We start from the raw sequence: 14,739 nt of genomic DNA on the forward strand, positions 1-14,739 counted from the left end.
AGCGGGTGCTCAGGGGCAGCTGATGCGGCCGTCACCCGGGTCGGTGGTGCAGGTGTCGAAGCCGGCACCGCCGTTGGCGGTGTCGTTGCCGGACACACCGTCGGTGGTGACGACACGGTCGTTGCCGGAGGATCCGTTCACGGTGTCGTTGCCCGGACCGCCGTAGAGGGTGTCGTTGCCGAGGCCGCCGTCGATGGTGTCGTTGCCGTAGTCGCCGTAGACGGTGTCGGTGCCGTCGTTGCCGCGGAGGGTGTCGTTGCCGCCCAGGCCGCAGATCACGTCGTTGCGGGAGGTGCCGTTGAGGGTGTCGGCCCCGCTGGTGCCGATGATCGTGCAGCCCCGGGAGTTGTTGACGGTGCCGGTCGCCGTGGCGGTGTTGTTGCCCGTCGCCGGGTCGGTCTGGGTGGCCGTGACCGTGGCCGTGTTCGTGAGCGTGCCGGTTGCACGGGGTTCGGCGACGACCGTGACCGTGGCGCCGGCGCCCGGGGCCAGGGTGCCGAGGGCGCAGGTGGCGCCGGTCGCGGTGGTGGTGCAGCTGCCCTGGGAGGGCGTGGCCGAGATCAGCGTCGCGCCCGCTCCGGACAGGGTGTCGGTCAGTGTGACGCCGGTGGCGGACGCGGTGGAGGCGGTCGCATTGGTCACGCGGACGGTGTAGGTGGCCCGGTCGCCGATGGTCACGGTGGACGGGCCCGTCTTGGTGACGGAGAGATCCGCGCTGGGCGGCGGCGGGGGCGGGGGCGTGCTGCCTCCGCCGCCCAGGTAGCGGGCCAGGGCGAAGTCGTTGCCCGGTCCGCCCTGGCCGGCGGCGACGATCCTGCCGTCGGACTGGACGGCCACGCCGTGGGCGACATCGCTGCCGCCGAAGCTCGTGGCCAGCCGGCCGCCGTTGCCGAAGCCGCTGTCCAGGCCGCCGTCGGTGTTGTACCGCAGGACGTTGAAGCCGCCCGGCCCGTTGCCGGCGACGACGATCCGCCCGTCGCTCTGCAGCTTCATGTCCTGGGCGCCGCCGCCGGGGGTGACGACCAGGCCGTTTCCGTCGAAGCTCGGGTCCAGGGCGCCGTCGGGGTTGTAGCGGGCGAGTGCGACCCGGCCGCCGCTCGAACCGGCCGCGACGATCCTGCCGTCGGGCTGGACCGCGAGTGCCTCCGCGGAGTCGTAGTCACCGAAGTCGGTGCGCTGGATGCCGCTGTTGCCGAACCCGGTGTCGACGGAGCCGCCGGCGTTGTAGCGGACGAGGACGAAGTCGAAGCGGGTCTGCCCGACCTCGCCCGCGACCACGATCTTGCCGTCCGGCTGAAGGGCCAGGGCGCGTACGTCGCCGCCCTCCTGAAGGGAGGTCCCCAGATCGGTGGTGACCATGCCGTCACCGCTGAAGCCGGTGTCCGGACTGCCGTCGGAGTTGTAGCGCGCCACCGCGGCCTGGCCGCCGACATAGCCCGCGGCGACGATCTTGCCGTCGGGCTGCACCGCGACGTCCATGGCCTCTTCGGGGGTGCCGAAGTCGGTGAACACCCGGCCGTCGCCGTCACCGAAGCTGCTGTCCAGCGTGCCGTCCGTGTTGTAGCGGGCCACGGTGAACCAGCAGCAGTTCTCGTACCCCCGCCAACTGCCGCCCGCCACCACGATCTTGCCGTCGGGCTGCAGTGCCACGGCGTGGGCCTCGCTCCACTGGAGGTCCCCGTCCGTGATCATGTTGTTGACGGGGGTGGTGACCGTGCCGTCGCCGCCGAAGCCGGTGTCCAGGGTGCCGTCGGGGTTGTGCCGGGTCAGCGCGAAGTCGCTCTCCGGTACCGAGTCGTCGACCGAGGCGCCGACCGAGACGATCTTTCCGTCGGACTGCACCGCCACGTCGTTGGCGGAATCGTTGCCACCGACGTCGGTGAGGACCGTGCCGTCGCCGGCGAAGGCGGTGTCCAGGTCGCCGGGGGCGGCGACCGCGGTGCCGGGCAGGGCCAGGAGCAGCGCGAGGAGGGTGGCTGTCACGGTTCCGGCTCGGATCGTGAGTGATCGAACACCAGGTGTGAACGATCGAACGTGAGGTGTGAGCATGGGCGACAGCGTTCCGACGCACATCCGCAGGTCGGCTCGCCACGAGCCGTCTTGCGCTCACCGGCCGCAGGAATCCACCCGCGCGGGTGAGGCCCGCACACAGGCGAAGGCCTGTCGCCACCGGGCTCCCGTCGGGGCGGACGGGAGCAGGCGACGACAGGCCCAGGAGCCGCGCACTCCGTTGTACGCGGCCTCGCCGGTTCACACCGCGGCCGGTCGTGACGATCGCTGGTCAGGGCACACCCGTACCGGCCGCGGAGTCTTCACTCGGGGACTCAGCCCAGCCGCTCCACCAGCGCCCGGTACTCGGCCCACAGCTCCTTCGGCGTGTGCTCGCCGAAGGTGTTGAGGTGGTCGGGGACGAGCGCCGCCTCCTCCCGCCAGACCTCCTTGTCGACGGTCAGCAGGAAGTCGAGGTCGCTGTCGGCGAGGTCGAGCCCTTCGGTGTCGAGGGCGTCCCGGGTCGGCAGCACACCGATCGGCGTCTCCACACCCTCGGCCCTGCCGTCCAGCCGCTCCACGATCCACTTCAGGACGCGGGAGTTCTCGCCGAAGCCGGGCCAGACGAACTTGCCCTGGTCGTTCTTGCGGAACCAGTTGACGTAGTAGATCTTCGGCAGCTTGGCCTGGTCCTTGTCCTTGGCCACGTCGATCCAGTGGGCCATGTAGTCGCCCATGTTGTAGCCGCAGAACGGCAGCATCGCGAACGGGTCGCGGCGCAGCTCGCCGACCTTGCCCTCGGCGGCGGCGGTCTTCTCGGACGCCACGTTGGCGCCGAGGAAGACACCGTGGTTCCAGTCGAAGGACTCGGTCACCAGCGGTACGGCGGTGGCCCGGCGGCCGCCGAAGAGGATCGCCGAGATCGGCACGCCCTTCGGGTCCTCCCACTCCGGCGCGATGATCGGGCACTGGGCGGCGGGGACGGTGAAGCGGGCGTTGGGGTGGGCGGCCGGGGTCTCGGAGCCCGGCGTCCAGTCGTTGCCCTTCCAGTCGGTGAGGTGGGCCGGAGTCTCCTCCGTCATGCCCTCCCACCAGATGTCGTCGTCGTCCGTCAGCGCCACGTTGGTGAAGACCGCGTTGCCCCACAGCGTCTTCATCGCGTTGGCGTTGGTGTGCTCACCGGTGCCGGGCGCGACGCCGAAGAAGCCGGCCTCGGGGTTGATCGCGTACAGGCGGCCGTCCGCGCCGAACCGCATCCAGGCGATGTCGTCGCCGATCGTCTCCACGGTCCAGCCGGAGACGGTGGGCTCCAGCATGGCGAGGTTCGTCTTGCCGCAGGCGCTCGGGAAGGCTGCGGCGACGTACTTCGACTCGCCCTGCGGGGGCGTGAGCTTGAGGATCAGCATGTGCTCGGCGAGCCAGCCCTCGTCGCGCGCCATGACGGACGCGATGCGCAGGGCGTAGCACTTCTTGCCGAGCAGGGCGTTGCCGCCGTAGCCGGAGCCGTAGGACCAGATCTCGCGCGACTCGGGGAAGTGCGAGATGTACTTGGTCTGGTTGCACGGCCAGGCCACGTCCGCCTCTCCTTCCGCGAGCGGCGCGCCGAGGGTGTGGACGGCCTTCACGAAGAAGCCGTCGTCGCCGAGCTCGTCGAGGACGGCCTGGCCCATGCGCGTCATCGTGCGCATCGAGACGGCGACGTACGCCGAGTCCGTGATCTCCACGCCGAGGGCGGACAGCGGCGAGCCGAGGGGGCCCATGCAGAACGGGACGACGTACATCGTCCGGCCCTTCATCGACCCGCGGAACAGGCCCTTCTCGCCGGAAAAGATCTCCCGCATCTCCGCGGGGGCCTTCCAGTGGTTGGTCGGGCCGGCGTCCTGCTCCCGCTCGGAGCAGATGAACGTGCGGTCCTCGACCCGGGCGACGTCGGTCGGGTCGGAGGCCGCGTAGTAGGAGTGGGGGCGCTTGATCGGGTCGAGCTTCTTGAAGGTGCCCTTCGCCACGAGCTCCTCGCACAGTCGCTCGTACTCGGCCTCGGATCCGTCACACCAGACCACGCTGTCCGGTTGCGTCAGTTCGGCGATCTCGTTGACCCACGAGACCAGTTCCTGATGGTGGGTGGGGATGACGGTGGGAGCCGCGTTGTCGCGCGCCACGATTGCTCCTAAATGAGGGATTTTTGATCTTGCGGCCCTGTTTCAGGCCTTGTTGCCCCGTGGGGGCTGCGACCCGGACGCTTCGTAGCCGCTCATCCGGTGCCGACCGCACTCATTTGATCCTCCGACTCGATCTCCCATCTGTCCAGAGGGAGTCACAGATGAGCGACGTGAGGAAGGCCACGGTTTCTGCGCCCACCTGCGTTTCTTTGCGTCCACATTGAGTTCGCCTCATGGTCTTTTTGCTCACCGATGTGAGCGCAACCGAGGCTCCGTGAGACGATGGCCACTCTCCGGCGGTCATCGAGCGGGACTGATCCGTAACTTACGGTTCCGTAGGTACGATGCCCCTCATGACTGCGCCCGTCCCCGACGCGCCCACGGACTCGCCGGCCGCCGGCCGTGGCCCCGCCGCGCTCTCCTCCCTGTCACAACAGGTCAAGCCCAAGCTGCGCGGCTGGCTGCACCTGGGCATGTTCCCGGCCGTACTCGTCGCGGGCCTCGTCCTCACCGCCCTCGCCGACTCACCGCGCGGCCGCATCGCCTGCGGGATCTTCGCCCTGACGGCATGCCTGCTGTTCGGCGTCAGCGCCCTGTACCACCGGGGCAACTGGAGCCCGCGCATGGACGGCATCCTGCGCAGACTCGACCACGCCAACATCTTCCTGATCATCGCGGGCACCTACACACCCCTGACCATGCTGCTGCTGCCCGGAGCGAAGGGGCAGTGGCTGCTATGGGGCATCTGGGGCGCGGCGGCCGCGGGCATCGCCTTCCGGGTCTTCTGGGTCGGCGCACCGCGCTGGCTGTACACGCCCTGCTACATAGCGATGGGCTGGGCGGCGGTCTTCTTCCTGCCCGACTTCATGCGCACCGGCGGTATCGCGGTCCTGGTCCTGGTGGTCGTCGGCGGTCTCCTCTACAGCGCGGGCGGCGTGATCTACGGCATCAAGCGCCCGAACCCGTCACCGCGCTACTTCGGCTTCCACGAGGTGTTCCACTCCTTGACGCTGGCCGCCTTCGTCGTGCACTACGTCGGCATCTCCCTGGTGGCCTACCAGCACGCGTAGCCCCCACCGCCGCTCCTCGAAGTGGCCACGGCTCCCGAGCCGTGGCCACTTTTTTCATGCCCTCTTCCATATTACGACATCGACTCGCCATTGACAGCAACTGGATTTTGAGAGCTACTCTCATTTCATGGCTACTGTCACTCATCTTGAAGAGACGCACCAGAACCCCCGCCGCTGGTGGGCCCTCGGTGCCCTGGTCGCGAGCATGCTGGTGCTCGGCTTCGACACGACGATCCTCAACGTGGCGCTCCCGACGATGGCCGAGCAGCTCGGCGCCACCACCAGCCAGCAGCAGTGGATGGCGGACGCGTACGTCATCGTCTTCGCGTCGCTGATGCTCCCCGCCGGACTCCTCGGCGACCGCTTCGGCCGCCGCCGGATGCTCGTCGTCGGCCTGCTGATCTTCCTGGCCGGGTCGGTGATGGGCTCGCTGGCCGGCGACGTGAACTGGGTGATCGCCGCCCGCGCGGCCATGGGCATAGGCGCGGCGCTGGTCATGCCGCTCGCGATGTCCGTGCTGCCCTCGCTGTTCGGGCCGGCCGAGCGCACCCGGGCCGTCGGCATCGTCTCGGCCGCCTCGGCGCTCGGCCTGCCGCTCGGCCCGATCATCGGCGGCTTCCTGCTCAACCACTTCTGGTGGGGCTCGGTCTTCCTGATCAACGTGCCGATGGCCGCCATCGGCGTCGCCGCCTGCGTCTTCCTGCTCCCCGAGACCAGCGACCCCGCCTCCCCCAAGGTCGACGCCCTCTCCACCGCGCTCACCGCGATCGGCCTCGGCGCCCTGGTCTACGCGATCATCGAGGCCCCCGGCCGCGGCTGGGGCGACCCGCTGGTGCTGGCCCTGTTCGCGGTCGCCGTCGTCCTCGTCACCGCCCTGGTGCTGCGCGAACGCCGGGCCCACCGCCCGATGCTCGACATGGAGCTCCTCACCCACCGCGGCTTCCTGCTCAACACCCTCGCGGCCACGCTCGTGATGTTCGTGCTGTCCGGCCTGCTGTTCGTGCTGCCGCAGTACCTCCAGGCGGTCCTCGGCAACGACGCCTTCGGCACCGGCCTGCGGCTGCTGCCCATGATGGGCGGCCTGATCATCGCCGCGCGGGCCGCCCAGCCGGTCGTCGCCCGCTTCGGCGCCCGCGCCGTGGTCGCCGCCGGCCTGGTCGTGCTCGCCTTCGCCGCCCTGCTCGGCAGCCGTACCTCGGTGAGCGACGGCTACGGCTTCACCGCGCTGTGGCTGTCCATCGCGGGCCTCGGCTTCGGCTTCTCGGTGGTCCCCTCGATGGACGGCGCGCTCGGCGCCCTGCCCGCGGACCGGGCCGGCAGCGGCTCCGGGCTGCTGATGACCACACGCCAGGTCGGCGGCGCGATCGGCATCGCCCTGCTCGGCAGCCTGCTGGCCAGTACCTTCCGCGACCGCCTCGACGTCACCGGGCTGCCCGCCCCGCTCGGCCACACCGCAGGCGAGTCGGTGGTCGCCGCCCACCTGGTCGCCGGGAAGGCGGGCTCCGCCCACCTCGTCGCCTCCGCGAACGCCTCGTACGTCCACGGCATGGGCCTGGTCCTGCTGGTGTGCGGCATCGCCGCGCTCGCCACCGCCCTGCTGGCCGCCGCGCTCCTGCCCAACACCCCCGCCGAGCGCCGTACCGAAGGGAACGAGTCCCCGGCCGTGGCCCCTGCCACCGCCGATGCCGGACAATGACCAGCATGACGGCCGCACACACCCCCCTCTCCCCCGCCGACAACCCCCGGCTCGGCCTGCGCGAACGCAAGAAGATCAAGACCCGCGAGGCGATCCGGTCCGCGATGTACGCGCTGGTCGAGGAGCAGGGGTACGACGCGACGACGATCGAGCAGATCGCCGAGCGGGCCGAGGTGTCGCCGTCGACGGTCTACCGGTACTTCCCGACCAAGGAGGACATCGTCCTCACGGACGAGTACGACCCGCTCATCATGGAGGAGCTCCGGGCGCGGCCCGCCGACGAGCCGTGGCCGGTCTCCCTCCGCCATGTGATGCACCGGGCGATCAGGATGGGCATGAAGGACGACCCCGTGGTCTCCCGGCTGCGCACCCGGCTGATGGTCGAGGTGCCGGCGGTGCGCTCGCGGATGATGGAGAGCATGTCGAGCACCGGCCGCATGTTCCGGCGAGCCATCGGCGAGCGCACCGGCCTCGACCCGGACAGCCTGGAGGTACGGGTCTACGCGATGTCCATCGTCGGCGGACTGATGGAGACCTCGATGTACTGGGCGGAACAGGAGCACGAGCCCGACTTCGACGCCCTCGTCGACCGTGCGCTGAACGTCATCGAGCACGGCCTGCCCCCGGAAAAGCACTGAGGTCACGGCCGTCACCCGTGCCATCCTGACCAGGTGAACGCTTCCGAGATCCAGGTCGAAGTCGCCCCCGAGCTGGCCCTGTTCGTCCCGCACGCCCGCCGCGTCGGCGTCCACCCCCTCACCGTCGACGGCGTCTCGACCCTCGGCCACGTCATCGAATCCCTGGGCGTCCCCCTGACCGAGGTGGGCGCCCTGGTGGTGGACGGCCGCGAGGTCCCCGTGGCCCACATCCCGGCGCACGGCGAGCGGGTGACCGTACGCCCGGTCACCCGCCCCCAGCGCGTCCCCGGCGCCCCGCTCCGCTTCCTCCTCGACGTCCACCTCGGCACCCTCGCCCGCCGCCTCCGCCTCCTCGGCGTGGACACGGCGTACGAGTCGACGGACATCGGCGACCCGGCCCTCGCGGCCCGCTCGGCGGCCGAGAAGCGCGTACTGCTCAGCCGCGACCGGGGCCTGCTGCGCCGCCGCGAACTCTGGGCCGGCGGCTACGTCTACAGCACCGGACCCGACGACCAACTCCACGACGTCCTCGACCGGTTCGCCCCCGACCTGCGCCCGTGGACCCGCTGCACCGCCTGCAACGGCCTGCTCAGGGAGGCCACGAAGGACGAGGTGGCGGACCAGCTGAAGGGCGGGACACAGAAGTCGTACGACGTCTTCGCGCAGTGCGCGGAGTGCGGCCGCGCGTACTGGAAGGGCGCGCACCACCGGCAGCTGGAGGCCATCGTGGCGCGCGCCCTCGCCGAGTTCGCCTGAACCTGAACCGGCGCCGGTCCGGGGTCAGTTGCGGCCCAGCGCCCGGTACTCCCAGCCGGCCGCCCGCCACTGGGCGGGATCGAGGGCGTGCCGGCCGTCCACGACCCGGCGCCGGTTCACCACGGCGCCCATGGCCTCCGGGTCGATCTCCCGGAACTGCGTCCACTCGGTGAGCAGAACCACGACGTCGGCGCCCGTGGCGGTCTGCAGCGCGTCGGTGCCGTACGCCAGCTCGGGGTGGACGCGGCGGGCGTTGTCCATGGCCACCGGGTCGTAGACCGTCACCTGGGCACCGGCCCGGTGCAGGGTGGCGGCGACGTCCAGCGCCGGGGCGTCCCGGATGTCGTCGGAGTTGGGCTTGAAGGCCGCCCCGAGCGCGGCCACCTTCGTCCCGGCGAGATCGCCGCCGACCAGTTCGCGGACCAGGTCCACGGTGCGGGCCCGGCGGCGCTGGTTGATCGCGTCCACCTCGCGCAGGAAGGCGACCGCCTGCGCGACGTCCAGTTCCTCGGCGCGGTGGATGAACGCCCTGATGTCCTTGGGCAGGCAGCCGCCGCCGAAGCCGAGACCCGGCTTCAGGAACCGGCCGCCGATCCGGTCGTCGTAGGCCAGCGCCTCCGCCAGCCGGTGCACGTCGGCGCCGGTGGCCTCGCAGACCTCCGCCATGGCGTTGATGTACGAGATCTTCGTGGCGAGGAAGGAGTTGGCGGCGACCTTGACCAGTTCGGCGGTCGGCAGGTCGGCGACCACCACCGGGGTGCCCTGGGCGATGACGGGCGCGAACGCGGCGCGCAGCTGCTGCTCGGCCCACGCGGACTCGGTGCCGAACACCAGCCGGTCGGGGTGCAGGGTGTCCTCCACGGCGAAGCCCTCCCGCAGGAACTCCGGGTTCCAGGCGAGTTCGACGGCGTCCCCGGCCGGGGCGGTGGTGCGGACCAGCTCCGCAAGGCGGGCCGCGGTGCCCACCGGCACCGTCGACTTCCCGACCACCAGGGCCCGCCGGTTCAGGTGCCGGGCCAGCTCGGTCACCGCGCCCTCCACGTAGCGCAGGTCCGCGGCGTAGGAGCCGGGCTGCTGCGGGGTGCCGACGCAGACGAAGTGGATGTCGCCGAAGGCGGCGGCCTCGGCGAGGCTGGTCGTGAAGTGCAGCCGGCCGGACTCCTGGGCCTTGACCAGGAGTTCGGGCAGTCCTGGCTCGAAGAACGGCACCTCCCCGGCTCTCAGCAGCTCGATCTTGCCGGGATCGACGTCGACGCCGAGCACCTCGTAGCCGAGGGCCGCCATGCACACGGCGTGCGTGGCGCCCAGGTAGCCGGTGCCGATGACGGTCAGGCGGGGAGCGTCGGCGCCGACGGTGGTGCCGGAGCCGTGGGTGGCGGCGGAAAGAGTGTCCATGATGCCTCCGAGGGGATGTCCGGGCGGAAAGCGCGCATGCCGAAGACACGCGTGGGTGAAGTGGGTGAAGCGGGTGCAGGAGGGGGAACTGCGGCCGCGTGGGGCCCGGGTGCGGACCGGGCCCCTCGCCGTCAGGAGGAACAGGCGACGTTGGCGAGGCCCTTCGCCGCGTCGCTGACCTTGTTGTCGCAGGTGACCTTGTTGTTCTCGACGGGCGCGAAGTGGAAGCCGTAGCCGGGGCCGTCCACCTGCGCGGTGTTGGCCTGGAACACGTTTCCGGTGCCCCAGCCGTCGAGGATCTGGTGGGTCTGGAAGCCGTCCTCATTGGAGTGGCGGCCGACGTTGCCCTTGATCAGCCAGTCGTTGCCCTTGACGTCGACCCAGGAGTCGTTGTGGCCCCCGCTGAGGCCCGCGCCGTCGAAGGTGTTGCCGATGAGAGAGCCCCCGGTGGTGCCCTCCTTGATGTCGACAGACTCCGCGGTGGTGTCGCTGACGCGGTTGCCGCGGACCACGTTGTCGTCGCTCTTGTCGGGCTTGCAGTCGGTGACGGTGCACCAGTTGGACTCGGCGGACCCGACGTAGATGCCCTCGCCGAACTGCTCCTTGCGCTTGCCCGTGGCGCGGACGGTGTTGTTCTCGACCACGTTGCCGGAGCTGAAGTCGCGCAGGTGGATGCCCTCGTCGCCGATGTTCTCGACGGTCAGGCCCTGGATGACGCTGCCCTGGACCTTGTCGGCCATGACCCCCTTCTGCCCGTTGCGCACGGTGAAGCCGATCAGCCGCCAGTGGCTGGCGCCGTCGAGGTGGAAGGCGTAGCCGCCGTCGACGCCCCCCGCGTCGATCACCGCGCCGGGGCCGCCGCAGAGGAAGATCGGCCGGTCCGCCGTACCGGGGGTGGCGGCGGTGAAGCGGTCCGAGTAGACCCCGTCCGCCATCTTGATGACGTCACCGGGCTGGGCCTGGTCCAGCGCGTCCTTCAGGGACTTGGCGTCGCTGACGGTGACGGTGGCGGCCGGGCACTTCACCGGTCCGGAGGCCAGGGCCGCGGCCGAGCCGGTCGCGGTGGGCGTGGCCGGCCCGTCGGCGGCCGCCGTACCACTCGGCGCCGGATCGGAGGCCGTGGCGCCGGGGTCGCCGGTGTCGTCCCCGTCGTCGGTGGGTTCCGCGACCGGGATGGTGGGACCGGCGGTGGGGCCGGCGCCGTACACGACGGACCGGTCGTCGCCGGCCGAGACGCCCGCCACGATCAGCGCCACCACCGAGATCACCAGAGCGGCCGAGGCCACCCACAGCGGCGGCCCGCCGGCGAGCCAGATCCGGCGCGCCCGCTCCGCGGCGGACTCACCCGCCGCCGAGCCGCCACCGTCGCCCGGCCCCCTGTCGCCCGGCCCGCTGTCGCCGGGCGTGGGCGCTTGTGGGGTGTCGTCGCTCATTCGCTCATCACCGGCTCCCGTGGGCGGCCTGCCACGGCGATCTCGTCCGGCAGCGGGGAGGGCAGCGGCGCCTTGTCGGAGTACGGGTGCACGATGCCCGCGCCCCGCCCGCCTGCCCGCCGCCTGCGCCGGCCCATGACGGCCGAGAACAGGATGAGGAGCAGGATGCCCGTCCACAGCAGTGTCATCGGGCTCGCGTAGTGCTTGACCTTGACCCAGAAGGAGCTGGTGTCGTACCAGGCGAAGGTCTGGTTCTCCTTGATGTCGGCACCGCCGTGGGAGCGGCTGGAGTCCAGCGCGCTGGGGCCGACCCCGCCGATCACGTTGTAGGAGACGGTCGTGCCGTCCACGCCGCCGACCAGGCTGACCCCGTGGTTGGTGGCGTCCTGGACGGTGTTGCCGCGTATCTCGGCGGCCGAGTCGCGGACGTAGACGCCGGTTTCCGGCCCGTCGATGATGTTGCCGGTGACGGTGGCGTCGGTGACACCGTCGCGTACCGAGATGCCCTGCCGGTTCTGGCCGGTCAGGCGGTTGCCGGTGATGGAGACCTTGTCCGCCGCGAGGCGGGCCACGATGCCCATGTCACCGCCCTCGATGCGGTTGTTCTGCACGCCGACGTCGAAACCGCCGAGCACCTCGACGCCGTAGCGGCCGTTGTCCTTGGCCACGCTGTTGGCGACCGAGTTGGAGCCGTAGCTGTCGACGGCCTGTCCGGAGGCGGAGGGGCCGTCCGCGAGGGGTCTGCCGCTGAGTGTGTAGCCGTTGCCGCCGTTGCCCTCGGCGGTGGAGCCGCTGACCCGCACCTGCTGGGTGGCCCGGGAGAGGATGAAGCCGTCGCCGCCGTTGTCCTTGGCGACCGTGCGCTGCACGAGCGAGCTGGAGACGAACCGGTGCATGACCACCCCGTCCTCCAGGCTGTTCTCCACGGTCGTGTCGCTGATCTCGATCCCGGTCGCGCTGGAGATGAAGATCCCGAAGGCGTTGCCGGTGATGGTCGAGTGGGTGATCGACCCGGAGACGTAGGAGAGGCCGCCGGTCGAGAAGCGGGCGTCGGGAGTGGTCAGTTCGCCCGAGGGCATGGCCGTGACGTCACCGCTGCTGGTGTTCTGGTCGTCCTCGTTGCTCTGCTGGTCGGCCCGTTCGCGCGCGGTCTTGCCGTGCACCTGGCCGGTGTCCTCCAGCGAGCCGGTGTTCGGCCGGTCGGTGCCGGTGAGGCTGAGCCCGCCGGTGCGGCCGCTCCAGAACCCGAGGTTCGCGAGTTTGGCGTGGGTCATCTCGAACTGGCCGCCGATGGTGCGGATGTAGGCGCGGCCGTCCCGGACGTCGCTGTCGGCCTTGTTGGCCTGCGGGTCCCAGCTGGTGATGGTCAGCGGCGCCTGGGCGGTGCCCTGGAGGGTCAGTTCGCCGCCGAAGGAGACGATGGAGACGAAGCCGGTGCGGTTGCTGGCCATCCGCAGGGTGAGGCCGCCCGGGTTGGACAGCTTCAGCTTGGCGCCGACGTTCAGGTAGATGTTCTCGGTCAGCAGATACGAGCCGTCCTTGCGCCGCACGAAGGTCTGCGGGGCGAGTTTCAGCAGGTCGGCGATGGTGTAGGCGTTGCTGCGCTGGGTGAGGACCAGGGTGTAGCCGTTGTCGGTGTCCAGCCGGTACGGCACGGTCCACTTGGTGCTCTGCAGGGGCGCCACCGAGGTGAACGCCCGTACCTGGTTGAGGCGGTGGTCCTCGTCGGCGACCAGCGCGGCCTGGGTCTCCGCGTCCTCGGCCGCCAGTTTCTGCTTCTTGTCGCCGTCCCCGTCGGCGTGGGCCGTGGCCGAGGCGCCGAGCAGCAGCGTCGCCGCCACCGCGAAGGCGCCCAGCAGGGCCGCGGTCCTGGCACCGGCCCGGCGCAGCCGGGTGCCGGGGCCGGGTCTTCTCCTGGTCATGGGATACGTCATGAGGGGGGTGGCCATGGCGTCAGATCACCTCGGGCTGGAGGGCGGAGTGGCTCTGGCCGCCGCCGGCGGATCCGGAGAGCGTGGCCGCGCTCTGGCCCTCGCCCCCGATGCTGGTGCTGCTGCGGGTGAGCCAGCCCTGCTTGTTCATGGTGACGAATGCGTACAGCTTGATCGGCAGCGAGATCATGATGACCACGACGGCCGTCAGCGGCAGCAGGAAGATCTCCTGCGGGTGCCTGCGCAGGTGCGAGTAGCCGCGGACGGCCCGGCCCAGCAGCAGCCAGATCAGGGTGAGGACGATGCCGCGCGGGCTGAAGTCCAGCCGGCTCAGCAGCAGATAGCCGAGGGCCATGCCCATGGTCACCGGGGTCAGCAGGATCTGCAGCACGGTGATCTTGGTGACCAGCGGGACCCGCCACAGCCAGCCCTTGTACAGCGCGGTGAGGTAGCACCGGTAGGAGTTGCGGCTCCACCGGACGCGCTGCTTCACGAAGGCCCGGAAGGACGACGGGAACATGGAGATCGCCCGCGCGGAGGACTGGTGCACGGTCTTGTAGCCGGAGGCGAGGACCAGCCAGGTCAGCCGGCCGTCGTCGCCCGCCACACAGCGGCGGCCGAGGAAGAACTCGTTCTCCAGGTTCTCCAGCACCGGCAGGACCGCCTCGCGGCGGTAGGCGGCGGTACGGCCGGACAGACAGGCCACGGCACCGGCCCGGCCCATGGCCGGAACGTAGTCGTAGTAACGGAGGTTGACCAGCCAGTCGGCGACCCGGCGCCAGACGCTGGTGGTGCGCTGGTAGACGTTCTGCTGGGTGCCGACCCCGCCGACCGCGGGGTCGGCGAACGGCATCTGCACGGCGTCCAGCAGGCCCGGCTCCCAGCGGGTGTCGGAGTCCACCAGGACGAGGAGTTCACTGGTGGCGGCGCGTATGCCGACCCCCAGGGCGGAACGTTTCCCCCTGTGCTCGAAGGCGAGCACCCGGACCCGGGGGTCCTCCACCAGCGACAGCCGGTGCAGTACCTCGTGGTCCTCGATGTCAGGAACGATGATGATCTCGGCCGGATCCTGGGCGAGCCAGGTCTCCAGGCACTCCAGCAGGATCTCCGGGTCCTCCCGGTAGGCCGGGACCACCACGGAGACGCTGGTACGGAAGTTGTTGACGACTGGCTTGGCGAATCGGGAGAGCACCGCTCGGTACAACCACAGGGCCCAGACGAACAGTCCGGCCAGCCCCAGCGGCATCAGCTCTCGCCACGAAGTTTCCCCCACAGCCTCGACGATCCACGACCAGACCTGGTCGAAGAACTCGGACAATGTTGTGCTCTCCCCCCACATGACACGACTGCCACGGTCCGAAATACGACGGAACCGGGCACTGCTCCAGCGATGCTAGGGGCTCGTGGGTGAACGGCGATCACACAAAGCACAAACTTCACTTACAAAATCTTCACACCCATCCCGCCCCAACCGTGACGGCGGGTCACACCTGTCACGGCATGGGGTGGATCCTATGAGGGTGATGTGAAGAGCGTGAACTCGGCTGATAAATGGCATGTTTCGGCGCAACGACCGGAAAGCGCGCTCCGGCGCCCCGCGAGGGGCGCGGGGCTGTGGTGAATGTGCCGCTACCGCCGCGTGGGTGCGCGCAACGCCCACCCACCCGCAGCC

Annotated in this window: 10 protein-coding genes; 4 read left to right on the forward strand and 6 right to left on the reverse strand. The window is 70.5% G+C overall.

The features are described 5' to 3' along the window. Positions 1-9 precede the first annotated feature (9 nt). On the reverse strand, positions 10-1,983 hold the full coding sequence (locus tag ABT137_RS35925; RefSeq protein WP_351715336.1) for a calcium-binding protein: 1,974 nt from the start codon (positions 1,981-1,983) through the stop codon (positions 10-12). Positions 1,984-2,324: 341 nt separating this feature from the next. Beyond that, the gene (locus ABT137_RS35930) at positions 2,325-4,148 is read right to left on the reverse strand and encodes a phosphoenolpyruvate carboxykinase (GTP) (RefSeq protein WP_351715337.1); all 1,824 of its coding nucleotides are present in this window, start codon (positions 4,146-4,148) and stop codon (positions 2,325-2,327) included. Positions 4,149-4,501: 353 nt separating this feature from the next. Between ABT137_RS35930 and trhA the strand changes: the two genes are divergently transcribed. The 4 genes from trhA to ABT137_RS35950 all read left to right on the forward strand — a co-directional run bounded on the left by trhA (position 4,502) and on the right by ABT137_RS35950 (position 8,308). Further along, positions 4,502-5,218, forward strand: coding sequence for a PAQR family membrane homeostasis protein TrhA (gene trhA, locus ABT137_RS35935; RefSeq protein WP_089099124.1), 717 nt, complete (start codon positions 4,502-4,504; stop codon positions 5,216-5,218). Between the two features lie 127 nt (positions 5,219-5,345). Beyond that, entirely contained in the window at positions 5,346-6,914 is a 1,569-nt protein-coding gene (locus ABT137_RS35940) for an MFS transporter (protein WP_351715338.1), read from the forward strand. Positions 6,915-6,919: 5 nt separating this feature from the next. Then, complete coding sequence (locus ABT137_RS35945; RefSeq protein ID WP_502984627.1) at positions 6,920-7,552, forward strand: TetR/AcrR family transcriptional regulator; 633 nt, start codon at positions 6,920-6,922, stop codon at positions 7,550-7,552. Between the two features lie 33 nt (positions 7,553-7,585). Next, positions 7,586-8,308, forward strand: coding sequence for a Mut7-C RNAse domain-containing protein (locus ABT137_RS35950; protein WP_351715340.1), 723 nt, complete (start codon positions 7,586-7,588; stop codon positions 8,306-8,308). Between the two features lie 24 nt (positions 8,309-8,332). Here ABT137_RS35950 and ABT137_RS35955 read toward each other — a convergent pair whose 3' ends face one another. The 4 genes from ABT137_RS35955 to ABT137_RS35970 form a co-directional block, all read right to left on the reverse strand. Beyond that, a complete protein-coding gene (locus ABT137_RS35955) occupies positions 8,333-9,703 on the reverse strand; it encodes a UDP-glucose dehydrogenase family protein (RefSeq protein WP_351715341.1) in 1,371 nt (456 codons plus the stop codon). A 131-nt stretch (positions 9,704-9,834) separates the two neighbouring features. Further along, positions 9,835-11,136 carry a right-handed parallel beta-helix repeat-containing protein gene (locus ABT137_RS35960; RefSeq protein ID WP_351715342.1) on the reverse strand — a complete coding sequence of 434 codons (1,302 nt, stop codon included), beginning with the start codon at positions 11,134-11,136 and terminating at the stop codon, positions 9,835-9,837. Further along, complete coding sequence (locus tag ABT137_RS35965; protein WP_351715343.1) at positions 11,133-13,085, reverse strand: right-handed parallel beta-helix repeat-containing protein; 1,953 nt, start codon at positions 13,083-13,085, stop codon at positions 11,133-11,135. The genes ABT137_RS35960 and ABT137_RS35965 overlap by 4 nt, the downstream gene beginning before the upstream one ends. A gap of 4 nt (positions 13,086-13,089) precedes the next feature. Continuing rightward, positions 13,090-14,385, reverse strand: a complete 1,296-nt coding sequence (locus ABT137_RS35970; protein WP_351715344.1) for a glycosyltransferase family 2 protein — start codon at positions 14,383-14,385, stop codon at positions 13,090-13,092. Positions 14,386-14,739 lie beyond the last annotated feature (354 nt).

This window comes from Streptomyces sp. NPDC001980, assembly GCF_040296885.1.
GTDB lineage: Bacteria > Actinomycetota > Actinomycetes > Streptomycetales > Streptomycetaceae > Streptomyces.